This window comes from Sorangium sp. So ce295, assembly GCF_051527405.1.
In the GTDB taxonomy this organism is placed as follows: domain Bacteria; phylum Myxococcota_A; class Polyangia; order Polyangiales; family Polyangiaceae; genus Sorangium; species Sorangium cellulosum_B.
This window is the reverse complement of the sequence record NZ_CP150324.1, coordinates 5,782,138-5,800,864: the sequence shown is the minus strand read 5'-3', so window position 1 is coordinate 5,800,864 and position 18,727 is coordinate 5,782,138. Positions and strand designations below refer to the sequence as shown.

The following is an 18,727-nucleotide window of genomic DNA, read 5'->3' as shown; positions in this document are numbered from 1 at the left end:
GCGTGGCGCGCGAGGAGGCCTGAGTGCTCTTGAGACGATGCGTTCCGTTCGCTGCGGCGCTGTTCCTGCTGCTCCCGACAGGCGAGGCACTTGCGCAGTCGGACCAGGACAGAGCAGCGGCCCGGTCGCTGGCCACGCAGGGCGCCGAAGCGTTCACGTCCGGCCGCTTCGAGGAGGCGATCGATCTGTTGGGTCGCGCCGAGGCGCTCGTGCACGCTCCGACGCACCTCCTGCTGACGGCGCGCGCACAGGTGCGCCTCGGTCGGCTCGTCGCTGCGAAGGAGACCTACCTGAGGATCGTCCGCGAGGAGCTCCCGCCCACCGCGCCGTCTCCCTTCAAGAGGGCGCAGCAGGACGCGCGGGAGGAGCTCGCCGCGATCGATCCCAGGATCGCGTCGCTGCGCATCGCGCTGGAGGGCGCCGCCGGCCGGAAGATCGGCGTGAAGCTGGACGGCCAGCCGGTCGCGGACGCGCTGCTCGGCGTGCATCGCCCGATCGATCCGGGGAATCACGTGGTCACCGTGGTTCCGCCGGGCCTCGCGCCGATCGAGCAGGGGGTCACCATCGGCGACGGGGAGCGGAAGGAGCTGAAGATCCCGGTCCCGGAAGGCCCGGCCGTGGTCCCCCCGCCGGGAGGCTCGGTCGAAGGGCAGGGCACCTGGGGCGGTGGGCAGACCGAGGTCCCCCCTGTCGCCCCGCCTGGCACTTCGGAGCGAAAGACGAACGCGGCGATGCTGGGCGGAGGCATCGCGGCCACGGCGCTCGGGCTCGGCGGTGTCGTGGTGGGCTCGGTGTTCCTGGCCAAGAGCAGCGGGACGCAGAAAGAAGCGAACGACCTCAGCGCCGAGCATGGGTGCGAATCGCAGAGCATTGCCGGCGGGGAGTGCAGCCCGGCGATCCAGGCCCAGATCAAGTCGCTCGACGCCAATGCTGCGTCACAGCAGACGATCGGTGCGGTCGGCCTCATCGGGGGCGGCGTGCTGCTCGCCGGCGGCGTGACGCTGCTCGTACTGGAGCTGACGTCCAAGCCGGAGCCCTCGAGCTCGGCCTGGATCGCCCCCTACGTAACGCCGACCGGGCTCGGGGTGCGCGGCGCGTTCTGATCCGATCGCTCTGCGTGGCGCCGGCGTCAGTAGCCGAAGTCGCCCGGTACCCCCGGCTTTTGCGGCTTCGAGGTGCTCGGCTTCGTCGACGGCGTCGTCTGCGGCGGCTTCGTGACGGGCAACGGCTTCGTCTGAGGAGGCTGTGGGCGCGGCGGGAGCGGCTTCACCTGGGCCGAGGAGGACGTCGGCGCCGCGACGGGCTCGGCGGTGACGGGCGGAGCGGGCCCTGTGGCCGTGGCGCTCGCGGTGACGATCGGCTCGGTCGGCGGGGCGGTCGGCGGCGTGGGCGGCGGGGGCGTGGGCGCCGGGATGGCCGTCGCGCCGACCGCGCTCGGATCCGCGGTCGCCGCGCCCGTCGTCCCGCTGTGTCCGAAGGCGAGCCAGACGGCGACGCCCGCGCCCAGCAAGCTGACCGCCCCGGCGAGCGCGGCGAGGAGCGGCATCCTGGACGGCGGGCGCGTCGAGCGGCCCGTGACCCCTGACGAGGCGCCCCACGAATTCGCGGTCAGCTGCGGCGTCTGGCCCATGCCGGGCATGGCCGGCGCATTCTGGCCACCCCACGGCGTCTCGGTGCGGGTGGGCGGAGGGGTGGCCGTCTCGGGCTGGGACGGGAGCGACAGCCGGGGGAAGGACGTCCGCCCCGTGGTCAGCAAGGCCAGGCTGGGCCGCGCTGCGGCCCAGGCGAGGAGCGCGTTCTTGAACTCCGCGCAGCTCTGGAAGCGGCTCCCCGGCTCGCGCGCCATCGCCTTCTGGATGATCCCGGAGAACTCGGCGTCGAGGTCGGGCACGAGCTGCTGGGGCAGGGGGGCCGGCTCGAGCACGATCTTGAAGAGCAGCTCGTTGAAGGTCGCCGCATCGAACGGCACCTGCCCGGTCGTCGCCTGAAAGAGCAGAACGCCCATGGCGTAGATGTCGGTCCGCTGATCCACGGGGCTGGAGCCGCGCGCCTGCTCCGGCGACATGTAGTACGGCGTCCCGACCACCGCGCCCGTGCGCGTCATGCTCATCTCCGAGCCGGCGAGCTGCGAGAACTTCGAGACGCCGAAATCGAGCACCTTCACGAAGTTGCTGAGGCCGGCCTTCGACGGTATGACGAAGATGTTGTCGGGCTTGAGATCGCGGTGGATGATCCCCGCGGCGTGCGCGGCGCCGAGCGCCTCGAGCACCTGCACCATGAGCGGCACGGTGAGCTCCGGCCCGAGCCGTCCCATCCGCTCGATCTTGGCCCCGAGGGTCTCTCCCTCAAGGTACTCCATGACCATGTACCGCGTGCCGTCCGGCAGCACGCCGAGGTCGAGCACCTCGCAGATGTGATCGGAGCCGATGCGCGCCGCGGCCTGGGCCTCGCGCTCGAAGCGCGCGACGGACTCGGCCTGGCTCGAGATGTTCGCGTGCAGCAGCTTGATGGCGACGCGGCGCCGGATGCGCAGGTTCTCGCCTTCGAAGACCGCGCCCATGCCCCCCTGGCCGAGCAGCCGGACGATCCGGTACTTGCCGTCGATGATCTCGCCGACCAACGGATTCATGACAGCGTTCCCGGTCCGGAGAAGCAAATCACGCCGCCAGGCTAGCACGGTCGCCCGAGGCCGGCCTACGCCCTCGCAGGGCGACGACGGGCGTCGCCTTCACCCGCCGCCGTGCGGCGTGGACGCCCCCACACGAGGAACGAGGATCGATGGCGTCGGCGCGCGGCCGCCTGAGCGCCTGAGCGCCTGAGCGCCTGAGCGCCTGACAACGAACGCCCCGCTGCCGCGATCCCCGGGCCGGCGCAGGGGATCTTCGTGATAACGTCGCCCACGTATGCCGGTTTACGAGCTGTCCGTCGATGGTGCGCTGGTCCGCGAGGCAGAGAAGATCGTCTCCCTCGAGGGCCGCGCGTTCCCGACGCTCGTCATGCGCTGGGAATCGCGCCTCTTCGACCAACCTTGGCTCACGACGCTGGTGCTCGATTACGTGATCGCGTTACCGCCGCTCATCGTCGGGCAGGCGACGTTCAACGAGGTCAGGATTGCCGCCTTCACCGGGGGCGCCGGCACGAAGTTCATGTACTTCGGCACCGAGATGAGCGCGAGCGTGCCTCGCATCGCGCCCGAGATGGAGAACACGATCGCCCCGACCGCGCTCTACCAGGAGTTCCGCCTGGACGAGCAGACTTGCCCGATCCCCTATCTGAAGCTGATCCAGGTCAGTCCGCGCATCTACGGTGAAGGGCTCCAGAACTACTACTCGCCGCCGATCAAGGTCGAGCGCTACGACGGCGTGGCCTCGCCGGAGCAGATCGCGGACTTCTTCCCGAAGGTCGTCGCGAACCTCGATCCGGTGAAGGGGACGACGCTGGTCGATCCCGCGCAGGGCTTCTGGACCGGCGCGCGCTTCCTCGGCGCGACGTCCATCGCCATCCTCCGACAGGGCCGCGTGGTCGGGCTGCACCGCCGCACCGGAAAGACCGACAAGGATCCGATCCCGCCCGAGGTGAAGCGGCGCGATCCGCGGCTCGACGTGCGCGCCGACTGGGTCGCCGTGGACGTCGGCGCGGCGTCGACGGTCGTCGCCGTCCGGGGCGAGCGCGGGGGCGCCGAGTTCGTCCGGATCGGCGCCGACGCGCCGATCCGGGTGTCTGCCGACAACGAGAACCCGAGCGAGGTGGCGTTCGAGGCGCTGGCCCGGACGACGAAGGCCTGGCGCGATCGGGTGATCCTGCCCATGACGCGCTGGGGCGACGTGCTCGTGGGGCACGCAGCGCGCGACATGCGCGTCCGGCCGGGCGCCGACGTCCACGAGCGCGCCGCGGCCTCCCTGCCGGCCCTCCCGCTCCTGCGCGAGCGGACGGAGCGCGGCGAGCCGTTCCGCCTCCGGGGCAGGAGCGACCCCGACACGACCGAGGCGCTGAAGAAGCCGGCGCCGCCCATCATCGACGAGGAAGGGATCGGCGCGCACGACCCGTTCGATCCGCTGGAGCTCTACGCGTACTACGTCGGCCTGCACCTGAACCAGCGCTCGCGGGGGCTCTCCACGCGCTACGCGATCACGATGCCGACGGGCTGGTCGCCCGAGCGCCGCGAGAGCGTTCTCGTCGCCTTCCGCCGCGGCATGTTCCGGAGCCTGCCCGCGGGCCTCTGCGAGTACCACGACCTCGACGGCCTGCAGGTCGTCGACGGGGGGCCGTCCGCGATCGCCTATGCGGTGCAGGCGTTCCGGATGTTCGGGATCCAGCCGCGGGACGGCGGCGTCCCGTTCTGCGTCATCGACGCCGGAGCCAGCGAGGCGGGGCTCGCCTTCGGCATCCTGCGGAGCGCGAAGGCGCACGAGGCCGCCCAGGGGCTTGAGCGGATGGTCGAGTACCTCGAGCCCACGGCGATCCCCTGGCTCGGGGGCGAGCGGCTCCTCCACCGGATCGCCTACAGGGTGTACTCGTCCAGCCAGGCCGCGATGCGCGATCGCCGGATCCCCTTCGAGCGCCCGCCCGAGGAGGAGCCGATCGACGGCGCGGAATGCCTGCTCGCTCCGTCCCCCGATGGGCGCGCCAATGCGTGGGCGCTCAAGGAGCTGCTGCGGCCTCTCCTCGAGGGGGGGCCGAGCGCGACGGTCGCGGAGCGGCTCTCGCTGGTCGGGCTCGACGGGGAGCCGGTCGTCGTGCCGCTCTCGATCGACCGCGGCGCGCTGAGCGGCGCGCTCGACGCGTGGTTCCGGGACGGGGTCGAGGTGGTCCGCCGGCACCTCGAGGGCGCGGTGGCGAAGATCGGGCGGGAGCCGGATCCTTACCAGGGGCTCAGGATCCTGCTCGGCGGGCGCCTCGGGATGAGCCAGCGCTTCGCGGAGCTGCTCGCAGGCGTGCTGCCGGCGGGGGTGCAGGTGCACCGCTTCAAGGAGCCGGACAAGGCCAACCTGGGCGCCCCCACAGTGAAGATGGCGGCCGCGCTCGGCGCGCTGTCGCTCCGGTTCGATCGGATCGGGGCCACGCTCCGCGCGGAGAAGCGCGACGCGTTCCGCTACCGCGTCGGGCGCGCCCGCCACGGGCAGCTCGCGGACGTCCTGGATCCGTCCGTCGACTACGACGTCTGGCGGGAGGTCGGCGCTTGCTTGAAGCCCGAGGTCGAGCTCCTGTTCATGGCCGCCGACGACGAGGGGGAGGTCGCGGCGGACGATCCACGCGTGCGCCGCGCGGTCTGCGCGCTCGGGCGCGGCGCCGTCGGACAGCGGCTCTATGTCCGGGCCGTCGGGCCGGCCCGCGCGGAGATCAGCGTGGGGCCGCCCGGCGGTGAGCCGGCCTCCGGCGCCGTCTGCTGGACGGTCCACCTCGATAGCGGCGCCGCAGAGAAGACCGGCGGCTGAGCGCATGGGGGCTCCGCGGCTTCACGTGCCACACGACGATCTCGATCCCGAGGGACAGGTCCACGCCGGTGCAGCGCCAGGCGGCCTGGCCGAGGTCCATCAGGCCGAGGCCCGGCTGGCCGCGCACCTCGCGACGACGAGCGCGCTGTGCGAGGCGGCCTCGCTGGCGGAGGCTGCTCCGCGTGTGCTCGCCGCGCTGCTCGACCACCTCGGCTGGGACGTCGCCGCGCTCTGGCTCGCGGAGCCGGAGCCGAGCGCCGCGGGCGACGCGCCGCGGTCCGCGGCGAGAGCGAGCGCGCTCCGCTGCGTCGCGGCCCGGTCGGCGGCGCACGGCGATCGCGAGGCGCTCGCGGAGGTGCTCCGCGATGGGTCGAGCCTCGCCGCCGAGTCCGATCTCGTCGGCGACGCCTTCCGGCGCGGCGCGCCGGTGTTCCGCGCCAGCGTGGGCGACGTCGTCGAGCATGCCGCGCGCGCGCCGGGCTGGGAGCGCGCGGCGTGCGCCGTCCCGATCCCGTGCGGCCCCCGCGTCGCCGGGGTGATCGAGCTGAGGAGCCGCGCCCCGCACCGCGGCGACGAGCAGCTGCTCCGCGTCCTTGCGTCCGTGGGCAGCCAGATCGGGCAGAGCATCGAGCGGTGGCGCGCCGAGCGGGAGGGCGCGCGCGCCGCGGGCGAGCTCCGCGCGCTATTTCAGGCCATCCCCGATCTCTGCTTCCGCCTCGACGCCGAGCTGCAGATCGTCGACTACAACCAGCCGCGGCTCTCCGAGCTCCACGTCGCGGCGGAGGCGCTGTCGGGCAAGCGCATGACCGAGGTGCTCCCCCTGGAGCTCGGGGAGCGGCTCGAGCGCGCGAGCCAGGAGGCTCACGAGGCGGGCGCCGTGGTCGCGCTCGAGCACGCCGTCGCGAGCGCCGGCGGAGAGCGGCACGTCGAGGCGCGGGTGATGCCGTTCCTCGAGGGGCACGTCCTCGTCCTCGTCCGCGACATCACCGAGCGGCGGCGCACCGAGGAGGCGCTCCGGCAGCGCGAGGAGCGCTCGCGCGAGTCGCAGAAGATGGAGGCGCTCGGCCGGCTGGCCGGCGGCATCGCCCACGACTTCAACAACATGCTCATGGTGATGCTCGGCTACGGCGAGCTCCTCATTCGCCGCCTCGGGCCCGACAGCGCGCTGCGGCGCGACGCCCTCCAGGTCACGAAGGCCGGGGAGCGCGCCGCGGCGCTCACGCGGCAGCTCCTCGCGATGAGCCGCCGCAAGGCGCTGCAGCGCGAGGTGCTCGACGTCAACGCGGTCGTGCTCGACATGCAGACGATGCTGCAGCGCCTCATCGGCGAGGACATCGATCTGCAGACGAACGTCGGCCGGGATCTCGGCTCGATCAAGGTCGACAAGAGCCAGCTGGAGCAGGTCGTCCTGAACCTCGTCGTGAACGCGCGCGACGCGATGCCGAGGGGCGGCAAGCTCGTCGTCGAGACCTCCCTGGGCGAGCCTGGCGAGAGCCCAGCGGCGAGGTCCTTCGCGCCAGCGGAGCGCGACGACGACGACGCGCCCGCCGCTGGAGGCCCCCCCTACGTCGTGCTCTCGGTGACCGACAGCGGCAACGGGATGGATCACGACACGCTCTCGCACCTGTTTGAGCCGTTCTTCACGACGAAGGCGCGAGGCAAGGGCACGGGGCTGGGCCTCGCCACGGTGTACGGGATCGTGAGCCAGAGCGGCGGGCTCATCGAGGTCGAGAGCGAGCTCGGGCGCGGCACGACGTTCCGCGTCTACCTCCCGCGCGTCGAGGAGCGCGCCGAGGTGGCGCCCGCTCGGGCGCGGCCGTCGCCCGCGGGCGGCGACGAGACGGTGCTCGTCGTCGAGGACGACGACGCCGTCCGCAAGCTCATCGTCGATGTGCTCGAGCGGCGTGGCTACGGCGTGCTCTCGGCCGCGAGCGGCGAGGAAGCGCTGGCGATGCTCGCGCGGGAGGGGGAAGACGCGGTGGACCTCCTGCTCACCGATCTCGTGATGCCGGGCATGAACGGCCGCGAGCTCGCCGAGCGCGCCGTCGCGATCCACCCGCGCGCGCGTGTGCTGTACATCTCCGGCTACGCCGAGGACGTCCTCGCGGGCGCCGAGCCCGATCGCGAGCTCGCGCTGCTGCAGAAGCCGTTCACCCCCGAGACCCTCGCGCACCGCCTGCGCGAGGTGCTCGATCGCCGTTAGCGACGCGCGCTCTCCCGGGCGCGGCGAGGGCCGGTGGTCACCGCCCGCCGCGCTCGAGGGCGTCGCTTTCGGGCGCCGGATCGGCGATCCCGAGCGGCGCCGAAGGCCGACGGCGTCGCAGGTAGAAGAAGTCGCGCTGCGCCGGCTCCGCGACGTACTCCTCGGGCTTGAACTGCACGTCCGGGATCAGCGCCGAGCTGGCGCGTGGACCCGCTCCGTCCGCGCCGCGACCGTACAGGAGGAAGCGCGGGTAGGCGTGGTTGACGTCGAGCTCCGCCACGTCGTGCGCGCCCGCGGCCTTCATCCCGCGGGCGAGGCTGCGGGCCGTGACGGCCTCGCCGAGCCCGTAGAAGAGCAGCTTGCCCGTCGCGTCGACGCCGAGCGCCGAGCGCCGGATCACCGTCTCGCCGCTCACCGTCGCGCCCCAGTCCCGGTTCGAGTCGTACAGCGCGTGGTGGAGCTCGCCCTGCTCGACCAGGCAAGGCGGCGTCTGCCGGTACGCGGCCATGCGGGCCTCGCCGTCGCGCAGCTCGGGCCAGGTTCGGATCCGCACCGCGCCGCTGCGGTAGAGCGCGATCGTGCACGCCCTGTCGCGCGGCGGCAGGAACGTGTCGCCGTCGAGCATCATCCCGTAGTGGCCGTGCATCGCCTTGAAGCCCCCGTTGAAGGCGGCGACGAGCTCCGCGGCGTGGCCTCCTGGCACGAGGCCAGGGCGTCGCTCTGCCGGGATGTCCGGCGAGAACGGCTCCTTCGTGCCCGCGACCAGCCGGAGGTCGACGCGCCCGAGATCGATCGCCACGACCGCGATGGCCGCGAACACGCGCTTCGGGTCGGGGTGCACGACGCTCTTCCAGAGCACCTGCGCCTCGCCAGGCCGGGCGGCGCTGTCGGCGATCGGCGTCCAGACGCCGTCACCGGTGGCCGCGACCTCGGGGAAGGGCGGCTGGAACGAGGCGGGCGACGTGACCGTCTCGGCCTCCGGGCCCTCGGCGCCCTGCACGGCCTCCGCGGCGGCGGGCGGGGGCTCCCAGAAGGTCTTCGGGGCCGCGTCGCGGTAGACGGCCCGGTTCAGCCGATCGGCGACGCCGTAGGCCACGTCCTCGGCCCACGCGACAGGCGCAGGGCCGACCACGGCGCGCACGCCATCGGCGAGGGCCGGGCCGAAGCCGCGGACCTCGTGGATACCGTACCAGAGCGCCTCGACGGCGATCGCGCAGATCGCCACGCAACGCAGCGCGCGCTCGGGCCAGCGAGCGCGGGATCGCCGCCTGCGGAGGGACCCGCTCGCAGAAGGGGGCGAAGGGTTGTCCAAGGCGATACCGAGGTTACCCGATCGCGCGGGCAGCCCCAAGTTTCGGGCTTCGAGCGAGCGCCGCGGCGCTCGTTACGGCTGCCCGTGCGCCATCGTCCGAGGGCCATCCTTGAACAGGATCTCGATCTTGCCCCGATCGATGACCTTCGCGACCACGCCGTCGCCGAACTTGCTGTGGTGGATCAGCTCGCCCTCGCCGAAGGTCAGCGTGATGCGGTACGGCTTGAACGCCCCGGACGGCTGTCCCGCGATGGCGCGCTCCCACGCGAGCGTCTGATCGCGCTCGGCGCGCTGTGCGGCCGTGAGGCGCTCCGCGCCGCCGCCGCGCGGCGAGCTCGACGCCGCCCGCGGCTCGTTGCTGCTCCGAGCGGCGGCGCGCGCCGCCGCGCGGTTCTCCCGCTCGCTCTTCGGCTGGCGGTAGAGGTGGTGCGACATGCACGTCTTGCACTCGACCTTCTTCACCACGTCGCCGACCATCGCGATGATGCGATGGGTGAGATCGAGGCGGCACTTGGTGCACCAGGCGTCGACTTCGCCGCCCGTCCTAAGCTTTTTCGTCGTCACTTCTCCTCACGGCGCCGGTCTCGCCCGGTCTCTTTGCTTCGGTCTTTGACGTTCACCTGAGCGGTGACCTCCGGCTTCGGCAACCCGGTCCTCGGCTCGTCCTGGCTGTCGTCTCTCTTGGCCGCTTCGTTGGGAATGAAGCGGATCTCGGTCTTGATCTCGAAGGAGAGCTTCGTCAGCACCTTCGTGATCTCGTCCGCAAACTGGGTGTGCTCGAGCACGTCCCGGATCTCCTTCGCGACGACCCGGTAGAGACCGTTCTTGGTCTCATCGATCTGGGTGTAGAGGTAGTGGAGGACCTCTTTGGGCAGCTTGAGGTCGCCCACGAAGTGTCGGAGGTTCTCGGGCCCCTCGCTGAGCTTGTCGATGCCGCTCTCGACGGCGCGCTCGACCACGCGCTTGAAGAGCTCCGGGATAGCGCGCTCGAAGAGGCGTTTCTTCTCGCCTTCGCCTTCCACCTTGTCCCCTTCGTCCTCGCGGAGCGGCTCGGTGTCGTCGGCCATGGCTCGGGCTCCCCTAGCGGGACGGGGCGGCCACGTCAATGCAGGGGTGCGTGCAGGGGGCCGGCGTCGCGCCATGGTCCATGGATCTGCCGGATTTTGATGACGATGGGGAGCCTTTCGCGCGCGTCCGGCAGACGAGAAAGCTCTGCCTTTGATCGCTCGGCAGCGGACACTGCAGTGACCCGGACGGAAACCGTGCGTCCGCGATGTGCGTGGATCGGGCGATGGTCGAAGCGGCGCCAGCTCAGAGCTCCTCGTAGGCGTCCGTCTCGCTGTTCATTTCGTACGTCTCGTCCTCTCCCGCTTCCGTGCCGGCATCGCCTTGGCGCGCTCGTTTGTAGGATTTCAGCATCCAGACCTCCGCTGCGAACCGGCCGCTGCCGCGGCGGGCGCTGATCTCCACGGTGGCGTTGTCGTCCTCGAGCGGGCAGAAGGGCCGATCCGGCTGGACGATCGGCCATGCGTCCTCGGTGCCGTCGCTCGCGATCATCGCCCCGCGGCTGCTCCGCACGGCGACGTCCAGGTTGAGGACCCCCGGTCCGCCGACGGCGAACACCCGGTAACACGCGCCCCGGACCGCCTGCAGCTTCTCCGTGACGATCGCGCCGCCTTCGGCCACCTGCCCTTCGATCGGCTTCGGCGAGATCCGGCGCATGCCGTTCTCCGGGCCGCAGAGCAGCGACAGGCGCGTCACGTCCTTCAGCGGATCGCCGCTGATCCTGAAGTTCCCATAGCAGCGTACCCAGGGACCTCCGACGCGCACCGGGAGGACCGGCAGATCGAGATCCGTGCGCGCGCCGGCGTCGCCCTCGCCCTGTCCCGCGTCGGCGTCCGCGAGCCCGCCGGTCCCGATCGTCGCGGCTGGGTGCGGCGGCGCTGCCGAGAGCACGACCGCGGGGCCTGGCTTGCCCTCCCAGGGGCGCGGCTCGTCGCGGCACCCAGGCGCGACGAGCCCGAGGAACAGCGCGGCGCAGAGGCGCGCTGCCCGAGGGAGCAGCTGGGGTGGGCAGGGGCGCCGGGACGACACCGCGGTCGGCTCTTGCGCTAGAGTCCCGCGCGATGGAAGCGTTTTCTGAGCACCGCGAGCGGCAGCCGCGCAACCTCAGCGATCCGTGCGACCTCGGCGATCCGCGTCGACAGCGCAGAGGCAGGGCCTTTCGCGCGTGAGCACGACGTCCCGGCCGCCCGCGCGCAAGCGCGCGGGCGCAGACCAGCAACAACCCGCGCGCAAGCGCGCGGGCGCAGACCAGCAACAACCCGCGCGCAGCCGTGCGAGCGGGGGCGAGGATGATCAGGCGCGGCAGCGCTCCCCGCGCCGCCGCGCCTCGTCCGGTGAGCAGGGCGCGGCCGCCCCGCCGCCCGCCGCGCCGGACCCGGGCGAGCGCGACCGGGAGATCGCGGCCGCCCTCGGGGCCTGGTTCAGCCGCGTCGCGCGCGACCTGCCGTGGCGGAGGACGCGCGACCCCTACGCGATCTGGCTGAGCGAGGTGATGCTCCAGCAGACCCGCGTCGAGACGGTGATCCCGTACTACGAGCGCTTCCTCGCCCGCTACCCCACGGTCTTCGCCCTGGCCTCCGCCGAGATCGACGACGTGCTCTCGCTCTGGAGCGGCCTCGGTTACTACCGCCGCGCCCGCGTGCTCCACCTCGCCGCGCGCGAGGTCACCGCGCGCCACGACGGCGCGCTTCCTCGCGACGTCTCCGCGCTGCTCGCCCTGCCCGGCGTCGGCGCATACACCGCGGGCGCGATCGCGAGCATCGCGTACGATCAGCCGGTGCCGCTCGTCGACGGCAACGTCGCCCGGGTGCTCTCCCGCATCGAGGGCATCGACGACGACATCCGCAGCGCCTCGGGCACGCGCAAGCTCTGGTCCACGGCCGAACGCCTCGTGCGGGGCTCGGCGGACCACGTCCATCCCGGACGCTTCAACCAGGCCTTGATGGAGCTCGGCGCCACCGTGTGCACGCCCCGGAATCCCCGCTGCGATGCCTGCCCCGTCGACGGCGCGTGCGTCGCGCGCGCCACGGGGCGGCAGGCGGAGTTGCCGGTGATTGCCCCGAAACGCGACGTCCCGGCGGTCGCGATGGTCGCCGCGGTGGTGCGGTCAGGCGATCGCGTGCTCTTCGTCCGGCGCGCCGAGGGAGGTCTCTTCGGCGGGCTCTGGGAGCCGCCCATGGTCGAGGCGCGCTCGCTCGCGGACGCCCGCGCGCTCCTGGAGCTGGTGGGCGTCACACGTGACGCGGCGCTCCGCGAGGTCGGCCGCGTGCGCCACATCCTCACGCACCGGCGCCTCGACGTGACGGTGGCGCGCGCCGAGGTGGCGGCCCCCTGGCGCTTCCGGGCAAAGCTTGCCTCCCCCTACGAGAAGTCGGCGTGGCTCGATCCGGGCGCGCTGGATATCGGCGTTTCCAAGCTCGCGCGAAAGGTCCTGTCCGTGGCATCGGCGCCGGACGCCGGAACGGCGCGAAGACCGCGATGACCGCGCGCGGGCGGGCTGAACGCCTGCGCGCCTCGCCCGTCGGCGAGGCCGGAGACGGCTCGAAATCGCGGTGTTGCGGCGCTCCCGGCGCGCCGCGCTCCGCTGCGGGCGTGGAGCGGCGCCGCTTGCGGCCGAGCCGCAGCGACGCAGCGGCGCGGGCCAGGGCGAAAGCCATATGTCGCCGTGGAACGCCGCGGACCCGGGCGCTGCTGCGCCAACGTTGTGGCATGGAAGGCGCTTGGTGAGATGACGGGCAGGCCCTCTAGCCTCGCGGCGCCGGCGGTGGCCGGAGCTCGATTCAAGCCTGGGAGCTCAAGCGACATGGATGCGCGACGACGGACCACAGAGACGCTGCCCACGGCGAGCGCACCTGTGCGATCCATGACGGTGATGGCGGACGACGGCGCGCTGTACGTGCTGCCGCTGTGCGAGCGGATCGTGCTCGATGTGCTGGCCTACGAGGACGAAGGCCTGCTGGCCTTCATCCGCATCGACGGAGAGGTGGTGGCGGAGCTGCCCGTGCTCGGTCAGGCGTGACCGGGTCGGACCTCGTCGCGCGCCGCGCGTGACGGCGCGCCGCGACCTCGCGCGGTCACGCGCGGCGCGCGCTGCCTGTCAGCCCGCGTGCCGCCGCATCCGCTGGGTCACCGGTTGCTCGTCCTCTGCTTCGGCGTCCGGTTCCACGGACTCGACGTCCTCGTCTTCCAGGAGATAGGGCAGATCGCCGTCGTCGTCGTCGTGCGACATCACGACGTCGCTGATGTCCTGGCCCCTCGTCGCGCCTTCCAGGAACTCAGCCCCGAGGTCGCTCGCCAGATCCGCGGCGGCGTCGGCGGCGTCGGGGTTCACCTCGAACTCGGTGCTGCCGGCGTCGTTGGGGTGGTGGTGGTAGCCGCGGACCTCGTCGTCGAGCGTCGGGATCACGTCGCTGATCTCGCTGCGCGGGTTCACCTTGCCCCGCAGCGGCGGCGCCGCCGCCGCGTCGAGCATGTCGACGAACGGATCGTCCAGCTCGCTCGCGCCGGCCCACGTCGCGGCCTCATGGGCCGGCTTGCGCGGCCTTCCCGGTTCGCTTCGATCTTCTCGTTCTCGACGCCGCGTCGTGCTGGCGCGCGGCGCGCGCAACGCCGACGGCTGTGCGGCGGTGCCTTGCCTGCCTCGGGTGCTTGAATTGCTCACGGTGGTCTCACCATGCAGGGTCCGGTCCGCAGGTGAAGCGGGCGGATACGCAGCGGTGGCGAGCGCCGTGCCGGGGGCGCGCGGCGCCGTCGCCGGGCGGCGATGCCGTGGAGAGGCTCGCGCGGCGCGCGGCCGGGACGCAATTGAGCGTGCCAGCGGGCGCTGCCTCGGGGTAGAAGGCTCGTGGCCATGCTGGAACTCCGGACCGGGCTCGCGCTGGTGGCGGTTCTGCTCGGGGCATCCTCGGGGCGCGCCGCCGCGGCCCAGCCAGCCGCAGACCGCGGCGCCGAGGGGGCTGCGGCGCCGCTGCCCGGCGAGGATCGCGGCGGCGCCGAGCTCGACGCGTACCGCGCGCTCGCGCGGCCACCGGGGACGGCGGGCCGGGTCGTGTCGACCGTCGCGATGGGGAAGGGGATCCGGTTCAACAACCCCTACCGCCTGCAGACGCAGCTCGGCGAGACGGCGGAGTCGCTCTCGCTCACCGCGGGGTACCTCGATCTGGGGGTCGCGCTCGCGCTGGGGCCGGCCGACGGCGTTCAGCACGGCGGGGCGCTGCGCTTCTCGGTCGCCGTCGGCGGCGTCCCGCAGGAGTCGCTCACGCCGAGCTACTTCGTCGCTTACCGCGGCCTCTCGCGCGTGCTCGGGTACGGGCGGCTCGGCCCGGCGATCCTGATCGAGCCCGACGTGAACGTCGGCGGCGAGCTCGCCCTGGGGCTCGGGTATTCCCTGCTCGCGGGCGTCGCGCTTTCGGGCGAGATCGTCGGGGATCTCTTCTATGGCGCCGCGACGTACGACGCGGCGTACACCGTCTATCCCGTCGTCTCGGCGCAGCTCGGGCTCATGATCGATCACGAGCTCTTGCCATGAGCTTGCCGGAGCGCGAGCGTCGAGGCGGGCGCCCCCGGGCGAAGGAGATCGCCGGCGTGGCGGCGCTGCTGCTCTTCGTGGGCATCGCGCCGGTGGTCGGCGACATCGGCAGCTGCGGGCAGGCGCCGGAGGAGCTCGACCCGTACAAGTTCTTCGCCCTGAAGGCGCAGATCGACTGCGCCCGGTGTGACGAGTGCGGCCTGCTCACGCGCGCCTGCGACGCCGCCTGCGCCTTCGAGGCTGCGCCGGAGCTCCCGGCCGGCTGCTATCCGCTGGTCCACGACGGCGAGGTGTGCCTGCACAAGCTCAAGTTCGCGAGCTGCGACGAGTACCGCGGCCACATGGCCGACGAAGGCGCGTCGACCCCGACCGAGTGCAATTTTTGCCCACTGGAAGAGGCGCCATGAGCGGGCGTGGCGCAGTCGCTTCCCGCCGGCGCCTTGCGATTTCCGCTCGGAGCTTCTCGTTCGCGGCGCTCGTCGCGGTCCTGTCCGGGTGCGCCTCGAAGCCGGCGCTCCTGGCGAGCTACGACGACTACGCGGCGTACCGGGCGACGCGCGTCTCGAGGACGCTCGAGGGGCGGCTCTCGGCGGCGTCGGCCTACCTGGAGCGCCATCCGCGCGGGGCCTTCGCCGGCGAGGTACGCGCGTACCTCACGCGGGCCGAGCCGATCTACTACGCAGCGAAGCGCAGGACGGCCGCGGGCCTCACCGCGTACCTCGCGACGCTGCCCAGGGGCGCGTTCCGCGATGAGGCGACCCACCGGCTGCGCGAGCTCGTCCGCGAGCGCAGCGCCGGCGACGTCCTCTCGCGCGCCGCTCAGGAGACGGAGGCGCAGCTCGCGACGCAGCGCGCGGATCGCGCGCGGGTCGGCGAGGAGGTCACCGCGTGGCTGCGCCGGTTCCTGGACAGGGGGGCCTGGGGGCGGCCCCTCGCAGAGGCGCCGGCGGAGGTGATCGTCCCGTTCAGCCTGGCGCTTCCGCCTCCCCGCTGCGCGCCCGCCGACGAGCGCGCAGGCCCGGGCGCAGCGGTCTGCGCGAAGCGGATCCCGCTCTGGTTCGTCGTGACGGCCGAGGGCGAGAGCGCGCCGCGGCAGGCGGAGATCGAGGTCGCCGTCCTCGAGGACGCGGCGGGCCGCCCGATCGAGGTCGCGATCCGCGGGCCTGCGCTCTTCACGCGTCTCGAGGAGGCGCGCTCGGCGCGCGAGGTCGCCCCGGACGACGCGATGGGCCGCATCGGAGGCATCGCCCTTGCGGTCGAGCTCGCGCGCAGCGCCTTCGCGGCGCGCGTCTCGAGCGATCCGTCGTGCGGCCGCCAGGCGGTGGCGCCCGTCGTGCTCCACCTCGAGTGCGAAGGCGCCCGCCTCGTGGCGCGCGCCGGGATCGAGGAGGGGGAGGACGACGTCGTGACGCTCACCGTCGCCCCGCCGGCGCGCTAGCGCTGCTCCTCAGCGGTGGCAGCGCGCGGCGCGGCGCTCCGCGCTAGCACCGCTTGTTGCTCTTCTTCCCCTTGAGCTTCGCCGTGTTCTTCGGGCACACGTCCTTGATGGCCGCGGAGCGCTCCTTGTAGAGCGCCTTCATCTCCTCGAAGACCGGCGCCTGCGTTCGCTTGAGATCCTTCGTCTCCCCCGGATCCGCGACGACGTCGAAGAGGTCGAACGCGTCGTCGTCGCCGTACGCGATGAGCTTGTACTGCCCGTGGATGAGCGCCCTGCGCCGGTCGTTGTCGCTCGTCCGCGGAAGGTCGACGATGACGTCGCGCGGCTCCGGCGTCGCGCCGTGGAGCTCGGGCACCAGGCTCTTGCCGGGGAAGGACGGCTCTGCCGGCGCGCCGGTCAGCTCCAGGATCGTCGGCGCCAGGTCGATCGAGCTGCGAGGCACGTCGATCCGGCGCGGGGTGATCCCGGGCGCCTGGATCATCAGCGGCACGTGGGTGAGCACGTCCCACACCTCGAAGCCGTGGCGGAACATCTTGTGCTCGCCGAACGCCTCGCCGTGGTCCGCGGTCACGATGATCGCCGTGTCCTTGCCCCACGGCTGCTGCGCGACGAAGTCGAGCAGCTTGCCGACGTGCATGTCGGTGAACCTGACCTCCCCGTCGTACTTGTCGCGGGCGCGCTTGCCGAACGTCGGGATCCCCTCGTGCGTCATGTACACGTCGTGCGGATCGAGGAAATGGAAGTACGCGAAGAAGGTGCCCGAGGTGTTCGCCTTGTCGGAGAGCATCTTCATCGCGAGCTCGAGGTGCCCCGGGCTCGTGACGTTCCGGTCGGTCGTGTTGTCGGCCGAGAGCCCCGGCACGATCTCGTACACGTCGAAGCCCTGACGGAAGCCCGCCTTCTGGTCGAAATAGAAGTGCGCGTGCGCGCTCATCGTCCGCACCCCGGCCTTCTGCAGGAGCTCCGGGAACATGAGGACGCTGTCGGGGTAGTTGCCGAAGAAGTAGCCGCTGCGATCGACCTCGCTCGGGTACCGCCCGGCGAGGAAGCCGCCGACGCTCATCGAGGTGTACGACGAGATCGCGTAGTGGCGGGTGTAGCTGACCGACTTCTTCTCGAACGCGGTGAGCACGGGCGCGATGTCGCGCTCGTAACCGTTCCACGGCATGTCCGCGCGCAGGCTGTCGATCGAGACCACGAGGACGTTCAACCTCTCGCGCTGCCCTGCCGGCGCCCCCGCGGCGCCGTCCTTCCTGTCCGTCGCGGCGGTCGTCCCGGCGGTCTCTGCGGTGGCGGCCGGCGCCGCCGCCGCGGGCTCCTGCCGTGCCGCGGGCTCCGGCGTGCGCGCGGGCGGCGGCTGTCCGTCGCCGTCGCGAGAGCAGCCCGCTCCGGCGCTGGCGAGCGCGAGCGCGAGCGCCGCCGCGAGGCGCGCCGCCGCGAGGCGCCGGTGATCCAGGCGCGGGGGCGCCATGGACGAGAGGGCCGGCGAGGAGGGCGCCCGAGGGCCTTCCGGTCCCGAGGCGCACATGGGTGAAGCGAGCGTGTGCATGGCCGCGTGCATGGCCGCCGTCTTACTCCGACTCGCGCCGCTCCGCCAAAAGCGCACACCACGGGCGAGTTCCGCTATGCTGTCGGGTCATGGCCCCGGTCCCTCGGAACCCTCCGCCGCTGCCGCCCTCGGGCCGATCGCAACCGGGGGGGAGGCCGGCGTACGAGCCGCCGAGGCCGCTCCCGCCCGACGCGCCGCGGCGCGTCGGCGAGCACGTCAGCCAGGCGCTGAAGGACCACATCACCGAGATGGCGCTCGGCCTGCTCGAGGAGCAGATGCAGGCGCGCATCGTCCACTACCGCGCCGATCTCGAGACCAACCCCGAGCTCGACGCGGTCACCGCGCAGGTCGTCGCCCAGCTGAAGGTGATCCAGGCGTCGGCGGGCGCCGCGGATCGCGGGGCGAAGAACCGCGATGCGATCCGCGACGCGCACGAGAAGACCCTCTGCGCCCTGCTCGAGCGGGTCATCCGCGAGGACGGCATCTCGCTGCTCGTCGAGCGGCGGCTCAAGAAGATCCACAGGAACCTCGCCCGCCTGTTCTTCCAGTCCGAGCTCCACGAGAAGACGCGCGGCCGCGACGGCGCGCCGAAGGTGATCCACCACGGCGAGCAGGCGCTCTTCTACGTGCTGACCCGCTACAAGAACCGGATCGAGGTCGAGCTCGACGGCTTCGAGTTCGCGTCCGAGGACGCGCGGGAGCAGTCGTTCGAGCTGCTCGCGAAGCTGACGAAGGACATGCAGGACGCCTTCCTCGCGCGCCGATCCAGCGAGCTCAGGCGCATCGTCTCGGTGGTCCACGCCGTGCTCGTCGACTTCTTCAGCGTGCAGCTCGCCCAGAGCCTCGGCGAGATCTCCGCGCGGGTCGTGCAGGACGCGCGGACGTTCGAGGGCAGGGCGTACTCGTACAAGCTGACGAGCGAGGCGTTCCCCCGCTTCCGCGCCGCGTTCGAGCGCCACCTCATGGTGATGCTCGTCGGCTTCGCCGAGGACGAGCTGGTCGCCCAGCTCGCCGACACCGCGGGCGCCGAGCGCGACGAGACGATCCTCTTCATCACCGATCCCCACCTCTTCAGCATGATCTGCGGCGAGGTCTGCGAGGGGCTCTACGAGTTCCTCTGCAACGAGGGCTTTCTCGACCTGCCGCCCGACTGGCGCCGCGCCTCGGCGGCGCCCTCCGACAGCTGACGCAAGCAAA

16 protein-coding genes are annotated in these 18,727 nt (G+C 72.5%); 9 read left to right on the top strand and 7 right to left on the bottom strand.

Going from position 1 to position 18,727, the window contains the following annotated elements; translation table 11 throughout:
- Window positions 1-23: 23 nt before the first annotated feature.
- Entirely contained in the window at window positions 24-1,103 is a 1,080-nt protein-coding gene (locus tag WMF11_RS21930; RefSeq protein ID WP_437910457.1) for a hypothetical protein, read from the top strand.
- A 26-nt stretch (window positions 1,104-1,129) separates the two neighbouring features.
- On the opposite strand, the gene WMF11_RS21925 is transcribed toward WMF11_RS21930, so the two are convergent.
- On the bottom strand, window positions 1,130-2,629 hold the full coding sequence (locus WMF11_RS21925; RefSeq protein WP_437978783.1) for a protein kinase domain-containing protein: 1,500 nt from the start codon (window positions 2,627-2,629) through the stop codon (window positions 1,130-1,132).
- A 274-nt stretch (window positions 2,630-2,903) separates the two neighbouring features.
- On the opposite strand from WMF11_RS21925, the gene WMF11_RS21920 reads away from it, so the two are divergent.
- Together WMF11_RS21920 and WMF11_RS21915 are read left to right on the top strand one after the other, a co-directional pair.
- Complete coding sequence (locus WMF11_RS21920; RefSeq protein WP_437978782.1) at window positions 2,904-5,435, top strand: hypothetical protein; 2,532 nt, start codon at window positions 2,904-2,906, stop codon at window positions 5,433-5,435.
- A 25-nt stretch (window positions 5,436-5,460) separates the two neighbouring features.
- Window positions 5,461-7,638, top strand: a complete 2,178-nt coding sequence (locus WMF11_RS21915) for an ATP-binding protein (protein WP_437978781.1) — start codon at window positions 5,461-5,463, stop codon at window positions 7,636-7,638.
- Window positions 7,639-7,675: 37 nt separating this feature from the next.
- On the opposite strand, the gene WMF11_RS21910 is transcribed toward WMF11_RS21915, so the two are convergent.
- The 4 genes from WMF11_RS21910 to WMF11_RS21895 all read right to left on the bottom strand — a co-directional run bounded on the left by WMF11_RS21910 (window position 7,676) and on the right by WMF11_RS21895 (window position 11,044).
- Window positions 7,676-8,863, bottom strand: coding sequence for a phosphodiester glycosidase family protein (locus tag WMF11_RS21910; protein WP_437910453.1), 1,188 nt, complete (start codon window positions 8,861-8,863; stop codon window positions 7,676-7,678).
- Window positions 8,864-9,022: 159 nt separating this feature from the next.
- Window positions 9,023-9,514, bottom strand: a complete 492-nt coding sequence (locus WMF11_RS21905; RefSeq protein WP_437910452.1) for a hypothetical protein — start codon at window positions 9,512-9,514, stop codon at window positions 9,023-9,025.
- Window positions 9,511-10,017: a hypothetical protein gene (locus tag WMF11_RS21900; protein ID WP_437910451.1), complete on the bottom strand. Its 507-nt coding sequence runs from the start codon at window positions 10,015-10,017 to the stop codon at window positions 9,511-9,513. The genes WMF11_RS21905 and WMF11_RS21900 overlap by 4 nt, the downstream gene beginning before the upstream one ends.
- A gap of 244 nt (window positions 10,018-10,261) precedes the next feature.
- Window positions 10,262-11,044 (bottom strand): hypothetical protein, encoded by a 783-nt coding sequence (locus WMF11_RS21895; RefSeq protein ID WP_437978780.1) that lies wholly within the window; start codon window positions 11,042-11,044, stop codon window positions 10,262-10,264.
- 136 nt (window positions 11,045-11,180) lie between these two features.
- Between WMF11_RS21895 and mutY the strand changes: the two genes are divergently transcribed.
- Window positions 11,181-12,497, top strand: coding sequence for an A/G-specific adenine glycosylase (gene mutY, locus WMF11_RS21890; protein ID WP_437978779.1), 1,317 nt, complete (start codon window positions 11,181-11,183; stop codon window positions 12,495-12,497).
- A gap of 381 nt (window positions 12,498-12,878) precedes the next feature.
- The gene (locus WMF11_RS21885) at window positions 12,879-13,034 is read left to right on the top strand and encodes a hypothetical protein (RefSeq protein ID WP_020736650.1); all 156 of its coding nucleotides are present in this window, start codon (window positions 12,879-12,881) and stop codon (window positions 13,032-13,034) included.
- Between the two features lie 78 nt (window positions 13,035-13,112).
- On the opposite strand, the gene WMF11_RS21880 is transcribed toward WMF11_RS21885, so the two are convergent.
- Window positions 13,113-13,676 (bottom strand): hypothetical protein, encoded by a 564-nt coding sequence (locus tag WMF11_RS21880; protein ID WP_437554492.1) that lies wholly within the window; start codon window positions 13,674-13,676, stop codon window positions 13,113-13,115.
- 189 nt (window positions 13,677-13,865) lie between these two features.
- On the opposite strand from WMF11_RS21880, the gene WMF11_RS21875 reads away from it, so the two are divergent.
- From WMF11_RS21875 to WMF11_RS21865, 3 genes are read left to right on the top strand one after another with little or no spacing between them, the layout of a single operon-like run.
- Window positions 13,866-14,543 carry a hypothetical protein gene (locus tag WMF11_RS21875; protein WP_437978778.1) on the top strand — a complete coding sequence of 226 codons (678 nt, stop codon included), beginning with the start codon at window positions 13,866-13,868 and terminating at the stop codon, window positions 14,541-14,543.
- Entirely contained in the window at window positions 14,540-14,950 is a 411-nt protein-coding gene (locus tag WMF11_RS21870; RefSeq protein WP_437910446.1) for a hypothetical protein, read from the top strand. The genes WMF11_RS21875 and WMF11_RS21870 overlap by 4 nt, the downstream gene beginning before the upstream one ends.
- On the top strand, window positions 14,947-15,981 hold the full coding sequence (locus WMF11_RS21865) for a hypothetical protein (protein ID WP_437978777.1): 1,035 nt from the start codon (window positions 14,947-14,949) through the stop codon (window positions 15,979-15,981). Before WMF11_RS21870 ends, WMF11_RS21865 begins: the two co-directional genes overlap by 4 nt.
- Window positions 15,982-16,024: 43 nt before the next feature.
- On the opposite strand, the gene WMF11_RS21860 is transcribed toward WMF11_RS21865, so the two are convergent.
- Window positions 16,025-17,452 carry a sulfatase gene (locus WMF11_RS21860; protein ID WP_437978776.1) on the bottom strand — a complete coding sequence of 476 codons (1,428 nt, stop codon included), beginning with the start codon at window positions 17,450-17,452 and terminating at the stop codon, window positions 16,025-16,027.
- 167 nt (window positions 17,453-17,619) lie between these two features.
- Between WMF11_RS21860 and WMF11_RS21855 the strand changes: the two genes are divergently transcribed.
- Window positions 17,620-18,717, top strand: a complete 1,098-nt coding sequence (locus WMF11_RS21855; RefSeq protein WP_437910443.1) for a hypothetical protein — start codon at window positions 17,620-17,622, stop codon at window positions 18,715-18,717.
- Window positions 18,718-18,727: the final 10 nt, after the last annotated feature.